This is a genomic window from Spongiivirga citrea (assembly GCF_010671565.1).
Classification (GTDB): Bacteria; Bacteroidota; Bacteroidia; order Flavobacteriales; family Flavobacteriaceae; genus Spongiivirga; species Spongiivirga citrea.
Map to the genome: position 1 here is coordinate 173247 of NZ_JAABOQ010000006.1, position 18917 is coordinate 192163.

The 18917-nt window shown below is 37.2% G+C and carries 21 protein-coding genes; 9 read left to right on the forward strand and 12 right to left on the reverse strand.

Going from position 1 to position 18917, the window contains the following annotated elements; genetic code table 11:
- The first annotated feature begins 74 nt into the window (after positions 1-74).
- Together GWK10_RS15440 and GWK10_RS15445 are read left to right on the forward strand one after the other, a co-directional pair.
- The gene (locus tag GWK10_RS15440; protein WP_164033292.1) at positions 75-1157 is read left to right on the forward strand and encodes a type 1 periplasmic-binding domain-containing protein; all 1083 of its coding nucleotides are present in this window, start codon (positions 75-77) and stop codon (positions 1155-1157) included.
- Positions 1158-1200: 43 nt separating this feature from the next.
- Positions 1201-2346 carry a gliding motility-associated C-terminal domain-containing protein gene (locus tag GWK10_RS15445; RefSeq protein WP_164033293.1) on the forward strand — a complete coding sequence of 382 codons (1146 nt, stop codon included), beginning with the start codon at positions 1201-1203 and terminating at the stop codon, positions 2344-2346.
- A 31-nt stretch (positions 2347-2377) separates the two neighbouring features.
- On the opposite strand, the gene GWK10_RS15450 is transcribed toward GWK10_RS15445, so the two are convergent.
- The 3 genes from GWK10_RS15450 to GWK10_RS15460 all read right to left on the reverse strand — a co-directional run bounded on the left by GWK10_RS15450 (position 2378) and on the right by GWK10_RS15460 (position 4328).
- Positions 2378-3082, reverse strand: a complete 705-nt coding sequence (locus GWK10_RS15450) for a hypothetical protein (RefSeq protein ID WP_164033294.1) — start codon at positions 3080-3082, stop codon at positions 2378-2380.
- Positions 3083-3134: 52 nt separating this feature from the next.
- Positions 3135-3710: a thrombospondin type 3 repeat-containing protein gene (locus GWK10_RS15455; RefSeq protein WP_164033295.1), complete on the reverse strand. Its 576-nt coding sequence runs from the start codon at positions 3708-3710 to the stop codon at positions 3135-3137.
- A 246-nt stretch (positions 3711-3956) separates the two neighbouring features.
- Positions 3957-4328: a nuclear transport factor 2 family protein gene (locus GWK10_RS15460; protein WP_164033296.1), complete on the reverse strand. Its 372-nt coding sequence runs from the start codon at positions 4326-4328 to the stop codon at positions 3957-3959.
- Positions 4329-4444: 116 nt separating this feature from the next.
- Here GWK10_RS15460 and GWK10_RS15465 point away from each other — a divergent pair, with 116 nt between their 5' ends.
- The gene (locus GWK10_RS15465) at positions 4445-5176 is read left to right on the forward strand and encodes a M15 family metallopeptidase (protein ID WP_164033297.1); all 732 of its coding nucleotides are present in this window, start codon (positions 4445-4447) and stop codon (positions 5174-5176) included.
- A 76-nt stretch (positions 5177-5252) separates the two neighbouring features.
- Positions 5253-6020 (forward strand): M48 family metalloprotease, encoded by a 768-nt coding sequence (locus tag GWK10_RS15470; RefSeq protein ID WP_164033298.1) that lies wholly within the window; start codon positions 5253-5255, stop codon positions 6018-6020.
- A gap of 115 nt (positions 6021-6135) precedes the next feature.
- Here the strand turns inward: GWK10_RS15470 and GWK10_RS15475 are convergent, their stop codons facing one another.
- Positions 6136-6546: an ankyrin repeat domain-containing protein gene (locus GWK10_RS15475; RefSeq protein WP_164033299.1), complete on the reverse strand. Its 411-nt coding sequence runs from the start codon at positions 6544-6546 to the stop codon at positions 6136-6138.
- A 252-nt stretch (positions 6547-6798) separates the two neighbouring features.
- Between GWK10_RS15475 and gpmI the strand changes: the two genes are divergently transcribed.
- The 5 genes from gpmI to GWK10_RS15500 all read left to right on the forward strand — a co-directional run bounded on the left by gpmI (position 6799) and on the right by GWK10_RS15500 (position 11199).
- Positions 6799-8316 (forward strand): 2,3-bisphosphoglycerate-independent phosphoglycerate mutase, encoded by a 1518-nt coding sequence (gene gpmI, locus GWK10_RS15480; RefSeq protein WP_164033300.1) that lies wholly within the window; start codon positions 6799-6801, stop codon positions 8314-8316.
- 206 nt (positions 8317-8522) lie between these two features.
- Positions 8523-9011, forward strand: coding sequence for a GyrI-like domain-containing protein (locus tag GWK10_RS15485; RefSeq protein ID WP_164033301.1), 489 nt, complete (start codon positions 8523-8525; stop codon positions 9009-9011).
- Between the two features lie 98 nt (positions 9012-9109).
- Positions 9110-9931, forward strand: coding sequence for a type I methionyl aminopeptidase (gene map / locus GWK10_RS15490; protein ID WP_164033302.1), 822 nt, complete (start codon positions 9110-9112; stop codon positions 9929-9931).
- Between the two features lie 57 nt (positions 9932-9988).
- Entirely contained in the window at positions 9989-10360 is a 372-nt protein-coding gene (locus tag GWK10_RS15495) for a GxxExxY protein (protein ID WP_164033303.1), read from the forward strand.
- Positions 10361-10434: 74 nt separating this feature from the next.
- Positions 10435-11199 (forward strand): class I SAM-dependent methyltransferase, encoded by a 765-nt coding sequence (locus GWK10_RS15500; RefSeq protein WP_164033304.1) that lies wholly within the window; start codon positions 10435-10437, stop codon positions 11197-11199.
- 245 nt (positions 11200-11444) lie between these two features.
- Here the strand turns inward: GWK10_RS15500 and GWK10_RS15505 are convergent, their stop codons facing one another.
- The 8 genes from GWK10_RS15505 to GWK10_RS15540 all read right to left on the reverse strand — a co-directional run bounded on the left by GWK10_RS15505 (position 11445) and on the right by GWK10_RS15540 (position 18805).
- A complete protein-coding gene (locus GWK10_RS15505) occupies positions 11445-12500 on the reverse strand; it encodes an FAD:protein FMN transferase (RefSeq protein ID WP_164033305.1) in 1056 nt (351 codons plus the stop codon).
- Positions 12457-12816 (reverse strand): Na(+)-translocating NADH-quinone reductase subunit F, encoded by a 360-nt coding sequence (locus tag GWK10_RS15510; RefSeq protein ID WP_164033306.1) that lies wholly within the window; start codon positions 12814-12816, stop codon positions 12457-12459. Before GWK10_RS15510 ends, GWK10_RS15505 begins: the two co-directional genes overlap by 44 nt.
- Before the next feature lie 79 nt (positions 12817-12895).
- Complete coding sequence (gene nqrF, locus GWK10_RS15515) at positions 12896-14182, reverse strand: NADH:ubiquinone reductase (Na(+)-transporting) subunit F (protein WP_164033364.1); 1287 nt, start codon at positions 14180-14182, stop codon at positions 12896-12898.
- An 18-nt stretch (positions 14183-14200) separates the two neighbouring features.
- Positions 14201-14815: an NADH:ubiquinone reductase (Na(+)-transporting) subunit E gene (nqrE, locus tag GWK10_RS15520; protein WP_164033307.1), complete on the reverse strand. Its 615-nt coding sequence runs from the start codon at positions 14813-14815 to the stop codon at positions 14201-14203.
- 21 nt (positions 14816-14836) lie between these two features.
- A complete protein-coding gene (locus GWK10_RS15525; RefSeq protein WP_164033308.1) occupies positions 14837-15538 on the reverse strand; it encodes an NADH:ubiquinone reductase (Na(+)-transporting) subunit D in 702 nt (233 codons plus the stop codon).
- 3 nt (positions 15539-15541) lie between these two features.
- Complete coding sequence (locus GWK10_RS15530) at positions 15542-16273, reverse strand: Na(+)-translocating NADH-quinone reductase subunit C (RefSeq protein ID WP_164033309.1); 732 nt, start codon at positions 16271-16273, stop codon at positions 15542-15544.
- Positions 16274-16283: 10 nt separating this feature from the next.
- Positions 16284-17438: an NADH:ubiquinone reductase (Na(+)-transporting) subunit B gene (locus GWK10_RS15535; RefSeq protein ID WP_164033310.1), complete on the reverse strand. Its 1155-nt coding sequence runs from the start codon at positions 17436-17438 to the stop codon at positions 16284-16286.
- A gap of 11 nt (positions 17439-17449) precedes the next feature.
- Positions 17450-18805: a Na(+)-translocating NADH-quinone reductase subunit A gene (locus GWK10_RS15540; protein ID WP_164033311.1), complete on the reverse strand. Its 1356-nt coding sequence runs from the start codon at positions 18803-18805 to the stop codon at positions 17450-17452.
- Positions 18806-18917: the final 112 nt, after the last annotated feature.

An 18917-nucleotide genomic window follows, 5' to 3' on the forward strand; every position in this document is an offset into this window, starting at 1 on the left:
TTGATAAATAAATTAAAAGAAAACATTCTATAGCGAGCATTAAAATTTAAACATATTAACCATTACTAAAAACAATGAAGATTTTTTATTCCCTAACACGAAAAATCATTTGTTGTGTAGCTGTCTGCATGATCATGCAGGCAAAAGCACAACTAGATCCGAACCTCATATTAACATTGGTTCAAGTAACAACAACAGAAATGAATGGAATTGCGTCACCCGGCATCGGTTCTTTGGTTTTTAATACCACCGAGAATTCGGTATTTGAATACAATGGTACCACATGGTTAGAAATGACCACTAATGATGGCGCCTGGAAAACTGATGGTAATGCAGGTACGGATGATACCACTGATTTTATAGGTACAACCGATCCAGAAGACTTTGTTCTTTCGGCAAATGGAGCGGAAAGATTACGTCTTTCCCAAGGCAATCAAACGGTTCGAGTAAATCAGGCAACCCAATTTAACAATCACCCTTTTATCATCAGAGCAAATGGTGATGATGTAATGGCATTTCAGGATAATACTGGAACAACAGAATGGCATTGGAACCTTTTAGGTAATGGTTTAAACTTTGCTGAATCTGGTGTGGCGGATTTCAGGATTTTTATGGAGCAAGGTGGTCAAGTCGGCATTAATACTAGTACCCCCGATGCTCAATTGGATATCGAAAGTACAGATGTTCCCTTACGGATTCAACCTAGTGCTACAACCCCGACAGGAACTCTAGGCGGACAAATGTTCATAGATACAGATGGGCTGTTATATACGTATGACACCACACGCACTAAATGGCTAAGTATGGATAGAAACATGGTCGGATGGGGCAGAAACTCTGGATCCGCATCAAATGAATATTTGAGACAATTTAATGGTTCGCAGTCTAACAATAATGGATGGAGAATGATTCGAGATGCCACAATTACGGCTATTACCGTCCAAAGCAATAATATTGACACCTTTGATATTCAAATACGAAGCAATGATAATACAGCGCCAATACTAACATTCACAGTAACAGCAGCGGAAGGAGATCATGACAACACCATAAATATCGATGTTTCTGAAGGGGATTTTATTCAATGTTTCCTCCCAACTGTTGCAGGAGGTGTTTCTAACCCCCAAGTGCTTATTGAAGTTGCTTGGAGGAAATAAGAAATAGAATGGAAATAAAAACGATATATTTATACCCATGAGGATGCATACCCCAAATATCATCACAACACTATTGTTCTTTTGCAATGCGATAGTCCTTCAGGCTCAGGTCGCCTTTCAAAATAATGGCAATTTGCAAATACACGATGAAGGCCAAATTGGGTTTCATATCGATCTAATTAATCAAGGTGTATTTAATCAAAATCTTGGTTTAGCAGGGTTTTATAGTCAAACGAACCCGCTTATAGTTTCTGGTAATACCGTCGTATTTAATGATCTTGAAGTTGATGTAGCAAATAACCTTTTTATACGCACTGGTGTTGGTGTAACCAATGGTACAAACTTTATTACGGGCCTGGTGGTTACTGATAGAAACACACCAAATATCTCTTTAGACTTTATTAATGACTCATTCTATTCTGGGGTTGCAGATGCCCGTCATACCGATGGTTATGCATCTATCTCAGGAAACGATGCATTTACATTTCCTATCGGAGATGATAACCGTTTTAGACCTATGAGCGTCTCTGCAAGTAGCTTGAAGCAATTTTATAGCGGCGCATACTTCTTTGAAGACCCAAATAGCCCGTCTACATTTTCAACTAATTTCAACACTAATACTAGACAAGAACGCATAAGCACGGTTAACCCAACTGAATTTTGGGATTTAGACGGCCCCTCCGAAACTTCAGTAACCCTAACCTGGGACGCTAATAGTAATGTTAATTTCCTAGCTGATGAAATCGAAGATTTTGTAGTAGTAGGTTGGAACATTAATGATGCAGAATGGCAAGATCTTGGAAATACCCTAACTGCTGGTGACATTACCTCTGGTAGTGTTACATCGGCTCCTTTTATTCCTGATGAATATGCAGTATTAACCATAGGCTCCGCAAATACGGAAACACAAAGCCTAAACTACGGCATTAGCCCGGATGGCGATGGTGTTAATGACGTTTTAGTAATTGAAGCTACTAGAAGAAGAACGGAAAACCATCTTGAAATTTTTAATCGCTGGGGCGTTAAAGTTTATGAGGCAGATGGCTATAACAACAACTGGGACGGCACATCAGATGGTAGAGTAACCATTTCTCGCGACAAAGGTCTTCCTGTAGGTACGTACTTCTACATTCTAGAATTTAAAGATAATGGTGAGCGAGCTACTGGTTATATCTATATTAATAGATAGTTAACAAACCAATCCGCAACATATCTAAACCCTAATTGAGGCTAACTTCATTAGTGCGAAATTGAAATACTTCCGAACTTGTTATATTACCTTGTGAATCCTCAGTATTTATCATCCAATAGTAAATAGTATCTGGGTCTACGGTATAAGTCAATTCATTATCTTGAGTCAAACCAATAGTCTCCGTAGGAGGAAACTTTGTATCTAAAATTACCTCATAGTTCACGATATCTTCATCACGATCAGTACATATCCAACTTAAATTAACCATATTTGAAGCAATATGCTCACCGCGTCTTGGTGTATTTGGCATAGCAGCATTAGGAGGATGCACACTATAACTTGAAGATTCGATCATGAAATTCGAAACCGGACTGATCTTATGTAATGGATTGTTATCAAAAAAAGTACTTACGTACCAAGAATAACTGGAGTTAGCCGACACTTCTATTTCCAAACTATTGGTCATTGTTAAGAAAATAGCAGTTTCAAATGTACTGTTATTAGTTAAAAACACATTGTAATAATCAACCTGATCGTTCAGCTCTTCCCACGTAAACCTTAAAGTAGTATGTTCTTCTTCAAAAGTAAGATCTCCGCATGGTATAATATCCACTGGATATTCCAGTTTGGCGGCAAAAAACTCATTTGCAAAGACTTCCCCATTAGAAGGTTTATTGCAAGCAACACTTAAAAAGACAAGGCTCATTAAGCCAAAAATATAGGCGTATTTCATTATAATAAGTATTTAGGGTAGGATGTAAAAATTTTAAAAAAACCTTAAAATTCTACTCCAAATTAATTGTGTAATTCCTGAAGAAATTTGGCTGCCGTCTAACGGTAATATTAAGGACATAGGTATCTCGAGCAAGCTCCATTATCTCAATATCCTTTCGAAAATTATATTGAATAGCATTTTCGTCAGAATCAATAAGCGTGATTTGGTAATCATGCTCTTCTACCGCACTTATGCTTATGAAAGTGTCATTGCCATTTATAGTACAATCTTGTTTAACAAATCCGATCTCGAAATTGTTAGAAGGAAGTGTAAAAACGGGACAGCCATTTACATCTACGGTAAAACCTACAGAATCAGCACATTGATCATAAATATCTAAGATACCATCATTGTCATCATCATCATCGCAAACATCACCAATACCATCTTGATCGGTATCTAGCTGATTAGGGTTTGCGCTTTGAGGACAATTATCATCTGCATCGAGTATCCCATCTCCATCGATATCAGAAAAACTTGATTCTATTTCATCAACATCAATTACGTTAGACATCTTAAAGTCACGTGTATTTCCGTATCCAAAAACAAATGAGCAAGTAAATAATAAGAGTAATCTTTTTGCCATAAATTAAATTTTTAAAAAATTAACTTGCAGATTTAGTTAGGGATCAATCTGTTAATAAAGTTATTATTAAGCCTGTGCCGAATATATACTCTTTGTTTTAAAAGAAAATATTAAAAACATATATAATCGATTAAATGCAATTTTTTTATGATTTTTTAACATTAATTTACGGTTTTACCGTAATAAAAAAGCACATAATCCGATTTTCGTCGGCATGCGCTTTTTAGTTTTTTCTTCTTTTTCTGGCTATCCCATATTTGGAACCTCGTAATGGTAAGAAGCTTTTGTTATTTGGCCATTTTGTACTTCATACATACAAATCTCTTCCATCGCCTGGCGACCGCCTTCTTTAAAAGTAATGTCATACGACATGGGTAGAGCAAAATGATTTCCTGCCACCATGGGCTCCCCTATTTCACCACTATGCATTTCTTGAATGTTGTTTTGCCACTGATGAAATCCTTCGATAATTTCTTTTTTCCCTTTAGTCAAGGCATTTGGCATACCTTCCATTTCTTGACTTATGGCATTTTCGGCATATAATTCATTGTATGCCTCTTCATATTTTCCTTCTCTGCATAGGTTGACTAAGCGATTTGCTACTTCTTTGGTTGTCATAATTTAATGGTTTAATAGATTCATTTTCTAAGATAAAAAATTAGATACTGTTTAATTTTAATAAAAAGTTAATTCCTTACTATCTTTATCATTAGCAAGAACCATCAACTTAATATATGCAACGACGTTTTTTTATAAAGTCAACCTCTTTTGCAGTAATAGGATTATTTAGCCTTCCTGTATATTCATTAGAATTAGATAAATATTCAAGGGAAGAGCTAATCGGAAAGGGAAACCCAACATTATTTGGTGATGGATTCCTACTAAGAAAAGAAGCGTATGAAGCTTATATGAAAATGTGTAAAGCTGCTTTAAAAGATGGAATCGAGATCAAAGCGGTAAGCAGCTATCGCAATTACGATCATCAAAACCGGATATGGACTCGTAAATACAACCGATTTACTAAGGAAGGTTTATCGCCTATCAGAGCCATCCGAAAAATAGTGGAATACTCAACCATACCAGGAACTTCTAGACACCATTGGGGTACCGATATCGACATTATTGATGGAAGCAAAAAGGTTGAAGGTGATGTGTTAGTTGCATCAAAATTTCATGGGAATGGTCCTTTTTGTAAGCTAAGGGAATGGCTTGATAAGCATTCGCTAGAGTTTGGGTTCCATACTGTATATACCTCCAACGCCAATAGAAAAGGATTTAAATATGAGCCATGGCATTTGAGCTATGCAGCTATTTCGAGACCAATGCTAAAACAATACCGGAAATTGGATGTTAAAAGCATGTTGCAACAAGAAAAATTGATAGGAAGCGAACACTTTACAGCCGACTTTATTAATCAATATATAAATGAAAATATCCTTGATATAAATCCGGAATTACTTAAATAGGCATTTTGTATCTTTAGATAGCATTTAAAAATCAAATACCCAGTACTGATTATGTATTACTTAACACTTAAAACTCATGAGAGGAAGTAAGTTAAAAATCCGATTGTTAATTGGACTTGCAATTGTTGCTTTTGCCTATTTTAAAAAGTGCAGCAGTCAAGAAGAAAACCCTTATACTAAAAGAGTCCAAACTATCAATATGTCCTCAGATGAAGAAATTGCTATTGGTCTGCAAAGTGCTCCCCAAATGGCACAGCAACATGGAGGTTTAGATCCGGATTCTAAGGCACAAGCCTTGGTTGACTATGTTGGAAAGAAATTGGTGGACAACAGTATGGCAAGAGAAACCCCCTATAAGTATGAGTTTCATTTATTAGCAGATAGACAAACCATAAATGCATTTGCATTACCTGGAGGGCAAATTTTTATTACTCGAGCTTTATTTTCAAAATTACAAACCGAAGACCAGTTAGCTGGAGTATTAGGCCATGAAATTGGTCATGTTCTAGGCCGACATAGTGCAGAACGTATTGCTGAATCTGATTTTTGGAGAACGGTTTCTACTGGGGCCTCCGTTGGTGCGGATATGGGCGGCCTTATTGGTGGTATTGGTCAAACTACACTTTTAAAAAACGGTCGTGGTGATGAACTAGAAAGCGACAAATTAGGGGTTCGTTTTATGATGCGAGCAGGATACGAACCAGAAGAAATGATTGGTGTGATGAAAATATTAAAAGCCGCCGCAGGTCCGAATCGGGTACCCGAATTTCAAAGCTCGCACCCAGATCCTGAAAATCGCATTGAAAAGATTAAGGAGGCTATTCGGGAGTATCGAGGGAGTTAATTTTCAGTATTCAGTATTCAGTTCACGGCTTTTGATATATATTAAAAGAAAAAGCCCCAGACATAAAATCTAGGGCAAATACTTCAACTGACTAATTCAAATAATTCTGAAGTACTTAAGCTTTTCTGCGCTTTTTCTTCTTTTGGTTCTTAAGTGCCTTTTCAATGACTTTTGCTGCATCGTCTGCATTTGATAGTAGTGCATACTTATGTGCGGTATAACCCTTAGGGCAAGTAGTTTTTAGCTTTGCTCCTTTTTCGATCAATAATTCCGCGATGTTTGTTTTATTGTAGCGTGCTGCATACATTAAGGGCGTTAATCCGTTTGACTTTTGATTAACATCTTCACCTAGAGAGATCATTTTTTTGACCGTTTCCATATCACCTTTTACAATGGCATGGCAAAAGGAACTTACCTTAACTGATACATTTTTTGAAGAAGTTTCAACATTTAGGTCGTTGACGTTTGCGAAGCATGTTACGCTCAAAAATAAGCACAACAGTACGAATACTGGAAGTTTTTTCATGATGATTGATTTTGATTAATGAATACAATGAAGTTACATATCAAAAAAAGACCGAGATCATAAAAAAATTACAAATAACCTAATTTTAACGGTTTGGAAACAAATATGTTAACACTCACTTGATTTCTTCAATAAATAAAAACAAGATTATTCCAATACCATATTCCCAATTTCAGTCAGCTATTTTTAGGGATATGACAATATTTATAACAATCCAATCTTAGTATCTTTGCGGTCTATTAAAATCACTACATGAACAAAAAAGTTATCCTTATGATCCTCGATGGTTGGGGATTATCACCTGACCCGAAAGTATCCGCAATCGATAATGCTAAAACGCCTTTTATCGACGGTTTGTATGATCAATATGCTCATGCCACATTGAGAACAGATGGTATGCATGTCGGTTTACCTGAAGGGCAAATGGGTAATAGTGAAGTGGGACATATGAATTTGGGTGCTGGGCGCATTGTATATCAAGATCTAGCAAAAATTAATTTAGCCGTTGAGAATAACACACTTGCAAAAGAGCAAGTTTTGGTTGATGCATTTCAGTATGCCAAGGACAATGATAAAAATGTGCATTTTCTAGGATTGGTTTCAGATGGTGGTGTGCACTCGCATATAACGCATTTAAAAGGATTACTAAACGCTGGCCATGACAATGATGTAACAAATATGTTCGTTCACACATTTACTGATGGACGTGACGTCGACCCTAAATCAGGAAAAGGTTTTATACAAGATCTTCAAGAGACACTAGATAAAACGGGAACAAAGCTAGCGACTGTTACTGGCAGATACTACGCTATGGATCGTGATAAGCGATGGGAACGCGTTGCATTAGCTTACAATAGTATAGTAAAGGGCGAAGGCGAACATTCGACAAATGCATTGCAATCGATACAGGCGAATTACGATAATGATGTTACGGATGAGTTTATTAAGCCTATCGTAATGGTAGATGATAATAAAAACCCAGTCGGGAATATCGAAGCTGATGATGTCGTCATTTTCTTCAATTTTAGAACTGATAGAGGAAGACAATTAACCGATGCCTTATCACAACGTGATTTCGCTGAACACGGAATGAAAAAGTTACCCCTTTATTACGTTACACTTACGAATTATGACGAGAACTTCGAAGACATTAAAGTGGTATACAACAAAGACAATATTACGATGACCTTAGGTGAGGTTTTAGCTAAAAGCGGTAAAAAACAAATCCGTATTGCTGAAACTGAAAAATACCCGCATGTGACTTTCTTTTTTAGTGGTGGCCAAGAAGAACCGTTTGAAGGGGAACAGCGCATTTTAAAAAATTCCCCTAAAGTTGCTACCTACGACTTAAAGCCAGAAATGAGTGCATATGAATTACGAGATGCTTTAGTCGAAGAGCTTAAAAAAGAAGAAGCTTCTTTTGTTTGCTTAAATTTTGCCAATGGGGATATGGTGGGTCATACAGGAGTTATGGAAGCTGCCATTAAAGCTTGTGAGGCAGTAGATGAGTGCGTAAAAGATGTTGTTACAACAGGGCTAGAACATGGCTATACTACGCTACTTATAGCCGATCATGGTAATTGTGAAACAATGGTGAATCCTGACGGAAGCCCACATACGGCGCATACTACGAATCCAGTTCCTATCATTTTAATCGATAAGGATTTGAAACATATTAATGATGGGATTTTGGGTGATATGGCACCTACGATTCTAGATCTAATAGGTATTGAGAAACCCGCAGAAATGACACAGAAGTCGCTTTTATAATTGACTCATTCAAATTTTATATTCATTTATTAATGAAAAACCTACTTGCCTTCGCTATTTTCATTCTGGTTGCTAGTTGTAAATCAACAAGTGCTGATAAAGAAGTAAACCGCATTGTGGAATATCCCATATAAAGTCTAGAAAAAGATATGCTGCTAATCTTAAGTGATGGTGAATACAAACATGCCTATGCGGAATAGTTTTTTATGTTAAACGAACCCATTATTACCATAATATCCGACAAGCTATTAGTTGGAATATCAATCAGAACATCACTGGCCGAAAGTAAGATGCCAATGGCTTGGCAGCGCCTTATGCCAAGACGTAAAGAAATAAATAATATTGGTAATGATATGTACTCAATTCAAGTGTATGATAATGACTATGCTCATGGGGAATTTACTTTTGACACGCAGTTCACTTATATCGCAGGTATAGAAGTTGTCGATCATAACCACATTCCTGATCAACTTGAGGCAATAACTCTAAAAGGTGGTCAATATGCAATATTTAGACACAAAGGGGATCTGGCAGCGTTTAGAAAGACCTTTGACTATATTCATTTAGAATGGATGCCAAATTCGCCGTATCAATTAGATCATCGCAATCAATTTGAAGTTTTAGGTGCTAAGTATTTAGGTCAGGATAATCCTAATTCCGAAGAGGATGTTTGGGTTCCTATATGCCCTAAATAGCTTAAAGAAATCCTATTTATTAGTCTCCTACTCAAATTAGGTTTACCCTATATGATATGACTTTGTTTTGCTAACTTTGCAGGCTATAAAAAGACACCATGATTATTACAAAATCTGCAGAGGAGATCGAATTAATGCGCGAAAGCGCCCTTATTGTTTCTAAAACCCTAGGAATGCTTGCAAAAGAAGTAAAGGAAGGCGTGACCACTAATCAATTAGACGCCTTGGCTGAACAGTTTATTCGAGATCATGGTGCTGAACCTGGTTTTCTAGGATTGTACGACTGCCCTTCAACCCTACTTACTAGTGTTAATGAGGCAGTGGTTCATGGTTTACCAACAGACAAACCATTGCAAGATGGTGATGTCGTTGCTATAGATTGTGGCGCTTTAAAAAATGAATTTTATGGGGACCATGCTTATACATTTGAAGTTGGTAATGTAGCTGAAGAAACTAAAAAATTGCTACAAGTAACGAAAGAGTCACTTTATATTGGTATTCGAGAATTTAAAAAGGGAAATCGTGTTGGCGATGTAGGCTATGCTATTCAAAAATATTGCGAAGATCATGGGTATGGGGTTGTGCGCGAGCTTGTAGGTCATGGCCTTGGTCGTAAAATGCACGAAGATCCGGAAATGCCAAATTATGGTCGCCGTGGTCGCGGAAAGAAATTTATCGAAGGTATGGTGGTCGCAATAGAACCCATGATTAATATGGGAACAGCAAAGATTAAACAGTTAAAAGATGGTTGGACCATCGTTACAAGAGACGGAAAACCAAGCGCACACTTTGAACATGATGTCGCCTTAGTAAACGGTAAACCAGAAGTTTTATCGACCTTTCATTACGTATACGAAGCATTAGGTATCGAAAGTGATGAGGAAAACGAATTTAGAGCTAAGGAGATTGTTTTTGATTAGGGGTTATTACACAAAGAGACACGAAGAAGACACAAAGAACCTCAAAGAGATATTTGCTTGACAGAAGATAAGATTTCAAATATTGTAATTGGTTGCGCAATTGAAGTGCACAAGAATTTAGGCCCAGGTTTATTGGAATCAGCTTATCAAGAATGTCTCTTCTACGAATTAAAGAAAAACAATCTAGAAGTTGAAAAAGAAAAGGCATTACCGATAATTTATAAAGAAGTAAAACTAGACCATGGTTATCGACTAGATTTGCTCGTAGAAAATAAAGTAGTTATCGAACTAAAGACAGTTGAAGCACTTAATGATGTTCATACTGCACAAGTTTTGACATATTTAAAGCTAGGTGGATACAAACTTGGTTTACTTTTTAACTTTCATTCTACCTTATTAAAAAACAATATGCGAAGATTTGTAATGTAGTACTTAGTGTACCTTCGTGATAACTTTGTGACCCTTTGTGTAAGAACTTTGCCATTCCCTATTTACAAAACCAAATGAAAAAACTTTTCAAATTCATCCTAAACACCATACCCAGGCCAATACTAATTAGGTTGAGCTTTTTGATTCGCCCATTGTTAGTGTTATTCTTAAAAGGAAAAAAGTACACCGACCCTATTGATGGAAAAAGTTTTAGAAAATTCCTGCCATATGGTTATGGCAAACAACGGCCAAATGTATTATCTCCCAGCACACTTTCTTTAGAACGACACCGGCTACTATGGCTGTACTTAAAAAATGAAACCGATTTTTTTACCAAACCGCAAAAAGTATTGCATTTCGCACCTGAGCAAGCTTTTTATAAAGGATTTAGAAAACAGAAAAACTTAGACTATACCACAACCGATCTCAACTCACCCTTGGCGGATGTAAAAGCTGATATTTGCAATCTTCCTTTTGAAGATGACACATATGATGTCATTTTATGTAATCATGTCTTAGAACACATCCCAGATGACACCAAGGCTATGCAAGAGCTATTTCGTGTATTAAAGCCAGGCGGAATGGGCATTTTTCAAATACCCCAAGATTTAAATCGCGAGCAGACCTTTGAGGATAATTCAATTACAGATCCTAAAAAGCGTACGGAGATTTTTGGGCAGTATGATCATGTTCGAGTATATGGTCGCGATTATTTTGAAAAACTTCGATCAATCGGGTTTAAGGTTGATGAAGTTGATTATACTTCCGATTTATCTTCTGAATTAGTGGACAAATATCGTTTAGCCAAAGGGGAAATTATTCCTGTTTGCTGGAAATGATTTTTCGCTTCGAAGATGTTCCTTACCTAGTAAAACTGTTAGCTATATTGCCTCAGAATAATGTGTCACATCGAGTGTTTTTTTGTGTGAACGATAGGGAAAACAAAAAATGTATCGAGATGCTTTCGACCATTTCATAATTAATAGACGACCTCCATTTGCCTCACAAATGTTCTCGATACAATCCCGATTGCTATCGGGATCACTCGAACTGAAATTTAGAGCATATCTCGTCTTATCTCTTCTTATTCAACCACCAACTCACTAAATCCCGCAGTCATCCAAACCTTTTCCTCTTTGTTCTCATCAAGATATACCATCAATATCTCGACATCCGCATTTTTTAGGGCAAAATCCTTAACCAATATCTGATTCATTGCCATTAAACCTGTTGCAATTGCATCACTTTTTAAACATGAATTAGACAATACGCTAACTCCTAAAATATTACCTTTTTTGGTAAAACCTGTTTTGGGATCAATCGTATGAACGTATTTTTCGCCTGTTTGCTCATCAACCCTATACTTTCGATAGTTGCCAGAGCTAGCTAATGCTTTTTTATCTAATTTTAAAGTGGTAATATACGTGGGACCTTCTTCTCTATTCGGGTTTTCGACACCCACAATCCAAGGTTTTTGTTTGTCGATATTTTCCCCAAGACCGACAACCTCTCCCCCTATTTCAACTAAAAAATTATCTACTTTTTCAAAAATTAAAACCCTCGCAATTAAATCGACCGCATAGCCTTTTGCCACTGCATTAAAATCGAGTGTTACTCTTGGGTCGGATTTGATAATACGATCTCCTCTGGGAGTAAGTCTTAATTTCGAGAACCCCGTAAACTCCATAATACTATCGACCTTTGCGGAATCCATGGCTATAAAACTACCGCTGGGACCAAAACCCCAAGCATCAGCTAATGCGCCTACAGTAGGATCAAAATACCCATAGGTCTTGCCAGCTAGACGATATGACCTATTTAATACTTCTTTAAAAGGTGCATCTAAAACTACCGTAGTATCACCTTTATTAATCCGAGATATTTTAGAATCTGGAATATAAGTAGACATAGAACTATTGACTAAATCGAATACTGAATCGATTCTCTTTCTGGCATCAAATTCAGCATCGCTAAAAAACTTAACAGTGTATGTGGTACCAAAAACGGAGCCCTTATACACTTTCATAGTGCCACTTTTGCTGCATCCTCCTAAAATCACTGCCAGAGCAAGAAGCCCTAACATGAGTTTGTGTCGTTTAAACAATTTCAATAAGTCCATTGTAATTGATAGTGTAATCATCGTTTTTAGTTAAAGGTGTCGTTAGATCTTTTGTATTAGCCAGTCCAACACCAGCGTAATAGGTTCGCGCTTTGAATTTTAGAGCATGCTCTTTTATAGTCTCCATAAAAACCACATCATAGTCCGATGGATTGTCAGGATACGCAATAGCTTTTACGATTATAAAATGCAGCTTTTTATTCTTTAAGCAAACAAACTGTGGATTTTTTTTGAGCTTACTGTTTACCGCCATAAACTCGAAACCTTTACTCTCAAGATCTTTACCAACGATATTCATCGCTAAGTTATGTAAGTCTTGTTCTGTAAGTGGCTTCATTTAGTTTGTTATTTAAACCGAAAAAACCTACAAGGCTTTGAAAACCTTGCAGGTTAGTTATTATTTAATCTTCAAGCGTCTACCCACCAAAATCGTCGAAACGAACATTTTCCGGAGGCACACCGAAGTCTTCTGCCATTTTCTCTACCGCTTTATTCATTAACGGTGGCCCACAGAAATAAACTTCTATTTCTTCTGGTTCTTCGTGTTTTGATAAATAGTTATCGATCACCACTTGGTGTACAAAGCCTACAAAACCATCTCCTTCTCCATCTAGTCCATCTTTTACTTTCCAGTTATCTTCTTCCAAAGGCTCCGATAATGCGATATAGAATTTGAAATTAGGAAAATCTCTTTCTAAGGCTCTAAAGTGTTCAGTGTAAAACAACTCACGCTTAGAACGACCGCCATACCAATAGGTGACTTTACGACCTGTTTTTAGGGTGCGGAATAAGTGATATAAGTGCGAACGCATTGGCGCCATACCTGCACCACCTCCCACATAAAGCATTTCTGCTTCAGACTCATTAATAAAGAATTCACCATAAGGACCCGAAATAACGACTTTATCTCCTGGCTTCTGGTTAAAAATATATGATGATGCTACTCCAGGGTTTACATCCATCCAACCGTTTTTATTACGATCCCATGGCGGAGTTGCAATACGCACATTTAGCATAATCTCTCTTCCTTCAGCTGGATAAGAAGCCATTGAATATGCACGCTCCACGGTTTCGGTATTTTTCATGGTTAATGGCCATAAGTTGAACTTATCCCATTCTAGTTGAAACTTGTCTGCAGTTTCGTGCTCCTCTGGGTGAGCCGAAATATCAAAATCTTTATAATTGATTTCGCAAGGAGGAATCTCGATTTGAATATATCCACCTGCTTCATAATCCATTTCTTCAGGAATTTCAACTACGAATTCCTTGATAAATGAAGCTACATTCCAATTACGTACGACCGTAGCATCCCATTTTTTAATACCGAATACCTCCTCTGGCACTTCGATAACCATATCCTGTTTTACCTTTACTTGGCAACCAAGACGCCATCCTTCGGCTATTTCTTTTCTAGTAAAGTGCGGCTCCTCTGTCGGTAATATTTCACCACCACCATCAGTAACGATACACTTACACTGTATGCAAGTACCTCCACCTCCACAAGCTGATGGTAAAAATATTTTGTTGTTTCCTAAAGTACCCAATAGTGTTCCTCCTGAAGATACCTCAACATCTTCTTGACCATTGATCTTTAATTTAACAGGACCAGAAGGTAATAACTTCGCTTTCGCTCCTAAAAGTATGCCTACAAGGGCAAAAGTTAGAATAAAGAATACTACTAAACTGGCAATTATAACTGACATATCCATATCTATCTTTTCTTATAATTTAATACCCATAAAACTCATAAAACCTAGTGCCATAAGCCCTGTTATGATGAAGGTAATTCCTAGTCCCTTTAAAGGAGCAGGTACGTTTGAATAAGCAATTTTTTCTCGTATCGCTGCAATGGCCACAATGGCTAAAAACCAACCAATTCCCGAGCCTAAACCATACACTAATGATTCGCTTACGCCCCCGAAATCTTTTTGTTGCATGAATAATGATCCACCTAAAATCGCACAGTTTACAGCAATAAGCGGTAAGAAAATACCAAGTGCACCATATAAAGCTGGAGCAAATTTTTCAACGATCATTTCGACTAACTGCACCATAGACGCAATTACCGCGATGAACATAATGAAACTTAAAAAGCTTAAATCAATTTCAGCGTATTCAGCGCCTAACCATTTTAAAGCTCCAGGTTGCAGTACATATTCATCTAAAAGGAAGTTAATCGGAACAGTGATCGCTAATACAAATATTACTGCCGCACCTAAACCAACGGCAGTTTTCACCGTTTTTGATACCGCTAAGTAAGAACACATACCAAAGAAGTATGCGAACACCATATTTTCGATGAAAATACTTTTTACAAATAAATTTACGTAATCCATAATATCTTATTTAGAGGGTATCTAATTCTTTTCGATTAATTTTCTGTTTCTAGATCGCTGAATCCAAATAATAAGCCCAACTACGATTAGTGCCATTGGTGATAATAACATTAACCCGTTGTTAGTATATCCAGCTTCGTAAGCAGCATCAGGAATTACTTGAAAACCAAATAATGTTCCTGAACCTAACAGCTCTCTAAAGAAAGCTACCAAGATCAAAATAAACCCATATCCGGCAGCATTACCAATACCATCTAAGAACGATTTCCAAGGTCCATTACCAAGGGCAAATGCCTCTAAACGCCCCATTACAATACAGTTTGTAATAATAAGCCCAACGAAAATGGATAACTCTTTACTTACATCATACGCATATGCACGTAATACCTGATCTACCAAAATTACCATGGAGGCTACTACCACCAACTGAACGATAATTCGAATTCGGTTTGGAATTAAGTTTCTTAATAACGAAATAATGACATTACTTGCTGCCATTACCGCCATTACCGAAATACTCATTACCAAAGCAGGTTTTAGCTGCACAGTTATTGCCAATGCCGAACAAATACCTAATACTTGAACCGTAATCGGGTTGTCGTCATTAAGCGGATCGCTTAGTAATTTTCTGTTCTTTTTCGAAAATAACGGCTCTTTTTCTTCCGCTACAAAAAGCACCACCGGCTTTTCTTGTGTTTCCTTGGTTTTTTTGTTGTCTGCCATGGATTATTGTTTTAAAGCGAACGTAGCTTTTTGAGATTTTATATAAGGTAAGTAGTGTTGCAGTCTTTCTTTAAACATATCTGTCACACCATCACCAGTAATTGTTGCGCCAGAAATAGCATCTACTTCATTGTCCGTTTTATCTTCGTTCTTAGGATCGTTGTTTCCTTTTAGAACGGTAACACCAACCAACTCACCAGAATCATTAAAGATTTTCTCATCCTCAAAGCGTTCTTGAAACCATCCTTGGGTAATTTCTGCACCCAGACCAGAAGTTTCACCGGTGTGATCAAAAATGGTTCCCTTTATCGTATTGATGTCCTGCTCTAAAGAAACATAGCCCCAAATCGCATTCCATAGTCCAGAACCGTATAATGGGATTATATAGTACTTCTTGCCTTCAACATCAGCTACATATAACGGGAAGCGCTGTTCTTCAATTGGCTTCTTCACTTCTTTTGATAATTCGATTTTAAATGCATCAACTTCCGTATCAACACCACCACCGGGTTTTAAAGCTAGTTGCTCTTGAATATATTGTCCAAATAACTCTTCAGCCCCATCTCTATCAGTTTCAACTCCTATAGTCGACAGGATATTTTGCATTTTTTCTTTTCGCACATTTTCTTGCTGAAGATCTTTTAAAGATGTAGCAGCAAATGCTAATGACGCAGCCACCACCACAACCATTGCAGCGGCAAACAAAAATGTATATGCGTTACTATCTCTATTCATAGTGTTATATTTAAGCTTGGACTGCTGCCAAACGTTTCTTTCTTCTTTTAATGTTTGCTTGAATTACGTAGTGGTCTATTGTTGGCGCAAATACATTAAATAATAAAATCGCTAACATAATACCTTCGGGATATGCCGGATTAAATACGCGTATCATTATGCCAAAGAATCCGATAAGGAAACCGTAAATCCATTTTCCTTTGGTGGTTTGTGCAGCTGATACTGGATCCGTTGCCATAAAGACAACACCAAATGCAAGTCCTCCAACTACTAAGTGATTTGACCAATCAAAAGCCATTAAAGCGTTCACTGAAAATGCATTGAAGATTAGCCCCATTACAGCAGCACCGACAAATCCGCTAACGATAATACGCCAGCTGCCAATACCAGTAAAAATTAATATGGCAGCACCGACCAAAATCCATAGTGTCGATGTTTCTGCAATTGACCCTGGAATGGCCCCATTAAACATATCCATAAATGAGTAACTCACCTCATTACCAGAAGCAAGCGATCCTAGGATAGTTTCACCTGTAATCGCATCTACTTTAGAAGCTGACGCTTCAGAAACCCATACCTCGTTACCTGACATATATGTTGGGTATGCAAAGAATGCGAATGCACGGGCTGTTAAAGCAGGATTCAAAATATTCATTCCAGTACCGCCAAAGGCTTCTTTACCAATTACAACAGCAAAAGCTGTAGAGACAGCTACCATCCATAGAGGAATATCAACTGGCATAATCATTGGAATTAACAATCCCGTTACTAGATAACCTTCATTTACTTCGTGACCACGATATACAGCAAATGCAAATTCAATACTAAGACCAACGATATAAGATACCGCGATCATTGGTACTATTTTCCATGAACCATGAATAAAAGCATCCATAAATGTAAATGCCTCTCCCGTTTGACCGAAATGTTGTGCCCCAGCATTGTAAATACCATATATCAAAGCTGGTAACAATGCGATTACAACAGTAATCATCGTACGTTTTAAGTCGATTGCATCACGAATATGTGCGCCTTTTTTTGTGGTATGATTCGGCACAAATAAAAATGTATCGAATGCATTTAATGCAGGAGCGAATTTCTCAAACTTGCTTCCAGGTTTGAAATTTTCTCCAGCTTTATCAAGTTGTTTACGTAAAAAGTTCATAGGTATATTTTTTATCCAACTTCTTCAATCATTATATCTAATCCTTGGCGAATAATTGCCTGCGCTTCTATTTTGGAAGTACTTGCGTAATCAACCAATGCAAAATCTTCTGGCGCAACTTCGTAGATACCAAGATTTTCCATTTTTTCGATATTACCCGCCATACATTCTTTAATTAGTTGCATTGGATAAATATCCATTGGCATTACTTTTTCCATTTCTCCTGTTACAACCAGAGCTCGCTCTTCACCATTCAAATTGGTGTCAACCTCAAACTCTTTGTTTTTAAACAAGAAAGCAAATGAAGTTCGAGACATACTTGGAATACTGTTTCCTACAAAAGGCAACCAACCGAACATACGGTACTTATTACCTTCAGGTATGACGGTAAAGGTGGAATTATAGAAACCTAAGAAATTATCAGGCTGCACTTCTTCACCAGTAAGTACATCGCCATTAATCATTCTTATACTTTCAGGATTTTCAACACCCGCATCGTAAATGAAGGTTGAAATTTGAGCCCCTATTTTTGTTTTATAGTACTTAGGATTCTTAACAGAAGAACCAGCTACTGCAATTACTCTTGAAGGATCGTAAGCACCATTTAGAAACAGGCGTCCGATAATGATAACATCGGCTGGATTAATTACCCAAACACGTTCGCCAGCATTTATCGGATCGATATGATGAATCTGCACACCTACGTTACCAGCAGGATGTGGTCCCGAAACACGATGTACTTCAACATTCTGTACATTATTAAGGAAGGAAGTCCCTGTTTTATCAACTGATAAATGTGTTTTACCTTCCGTTAGTTTTGCAATTGCATTGATACCAGCTTGAAAAGCTTCCTCCTCGTTATTTAGAACAAACTCTACATCGGCAGCTAATGGAGCGGTCGAATAAGCTGAAATAAAAATTGCTTTTGGCTTATCATCAGGATTTGCAATAACATCGTAAGGACGTTGCTTAATAAATGGCCAACATCCACTTTCCAAGATAAAATCCTTTACTTCTTCACCCGACATTTCTTCCGGGTTTTTAGATCCGTGTTCTAGATTGATATTTTTACCATCAGCCTCTACACGAACTTCAAGAATTCGACGTTTTGCTCCACGAACAATTTCTTTTACCACACCACTAACTGGTGCCGTAAATTTAATTTTGTCGCTGTATTTTGAATAGAAGAGAACCTCACCTTGCTTTACGCTTTGACCTTCCTTAACTACCATTTTAGGCATTACAGTGTGAAAGTCTGTGGGTTTGATTGCAAAAATTTGTGATTTGGGTGCATCGGATAATACCTTCTCTGCTTGCCCTTTGAGTTTAATATTTAAACCCCTTTTAATTCGAATGTCTTTAGACATATTTCCAGAATATTATTTAGAAAATTCCGTTCTAAAATTTCGTGCAAATTTACTAATTAAAACAGCAATCTAAAAGGTTGGAAATAACTGTAATTTTTATTTATAATTATTC

What these genes read in the sequence shown, in the direction of transcription:
- GWK10_RS15440 (WP_164033292.1), top strand. Translation starts at nt 75, where the DNA reads ATGAAGATTTTTTATTCCCTAACACGAAAAATCATTTGTTGTGTAGCT.
- GWK10_RS15445 (WP_164033293.1), top strand. Translation starts at nt 1,201, where the DNA reads ATGCATACCCCAAATATCATCACAACACTATTGTTCTTTTGCAATGCG.
- GWK10_RS15450 (WP_164033294.1), bottom strand. Translation starts at nt 3,082, where the DNA reads ATGAAATACGCCTATATTTTTGGCTTAATGAGCCTTGTCTTTTTAAGT.
- GWK10_RS15455 (WP_164033295.1), bottom strand. Translation starts at nt 3,710, where the DNA reads ATGGCAAAAAGATTACTCTTATTATTTACTTGCTCATTTGTTTTTGGA.
- GWK10_RS15460 (WP_164033296.1), bottom strand. Translation starts at nt 4,328, where the DNA reads ATGACAACCAAAGAAGTAGCAAATCGCTTAGTCAACCTATGCAGAGAA.
- GWK10_RS15465 (WP_164033297.1), top strand. Translation starts at nt 4,445, where the DNA reads ATGCAACGACGTTTTTTTATAAAGTCAACCTCTTTTGCAGTAATAGGA.
- GWK10_RS15470 (WP_164033298.1), top strand. Translation starts at nt 5,253, where the DNA reads ATGAGAGGAAGTAAGTTAAAAATCCGATTGTTAATTGGACTTGCAATT.
- GWK10_RS15475 (WP_164033299.1), bottom strand. Translation starts at nt 6,546, where the DNA reads ATGAAAAAACTTCCAGTATTCGTACTGTTGTGCTTATTTTTGAGCGTA.
- gpmI (WP_164033300.1), top strand. Translation starts at nt 6,799, where the DNA reads ATGAACAAAAAAGTTATCCTTATGATCCTCGATGGTTGGGGATTATCA.
- GWK10_RS15485 (WP_164033301.1), top strand. Translation starts at nt 8,523, where the DNA reads ATGTTAAACGAACCCATTATTACCATAATATCCGACAAGCTATTAGTT.
- map (WP_164033302.1), top strand. Translation starts at nt 9,110, where the DNA reads ATGATTATTACAAAATCTGCAGAGGAGATCGAATTAATGCGCGAAAGC.
- GWK10_RS15500 (WP_164033304.1), top strand. Translation starts at nt 10,435, where the DNA reads ATGAAAAAACTTTTCAAATTCATCCTAAACACCATACCCAGGCCAATA.
- GWK10_RS15505 (WP_164033305.1), bottom strand. Translation starts at nt 12,500, where the DNA reads ATGATTACACTATCAATTACAATGGACTTATTGAAATTGTTTAAACGA.
- GWK10_RS15510 (WP_164033306.1), bottom strand. Translation starts at nt 12,816, where the DNA reads ATGAAGCCACTTACAGAACAAGACTTACATAACTTAGCGATGAATATC.
- nqrF (WP_164033364.1), bottom strand. Translation starts at nt 14,182, where the DNA reads ATGTCAGTTATAATTGCCAGTTTAGTAGTATTCTTTATTCTAACTTTT.
- nqrE (WP_164033307.1), bottom strand. Translation starts at nt 14,815, where the DNA reads ATGGATTACGTAAATTTATTTGTAAAAAGTATTTTCATCGAAAATATG.
- GWK10_RS15525 (WP_164033308.1), bottom strand. Translation starts at nt 15,538, where the DNA reads ATGGCAGACAACAAAAAAACCAAGGAAACACAAGAAAAGCCGGTGGTG.
- GWK10_RS15530 (WP_164033309.1), bottom strand. Translation starts at nt 16,273, where the DNA reads ATGAATAGAGATAGTAACGCATATACATTTTTGTTTGCCGCTGCAATG.
- GWK10_RS15535 (WP_164033310.1), bottom strand. Translation starts at nt 17,438, where the DNA reads ATGAACTTTTTACGTAAACAACTTGATAAAGCTGGAGAAAATTTCAAA.
- GWK10_RS15540 (WP_164033311.1), bottom strand. Translation starts at nt 18,805, where the DNA reads ATGTCTAAAGACATTCGAATTAAAAGGGGTTTAAATATTAAACTCAAA.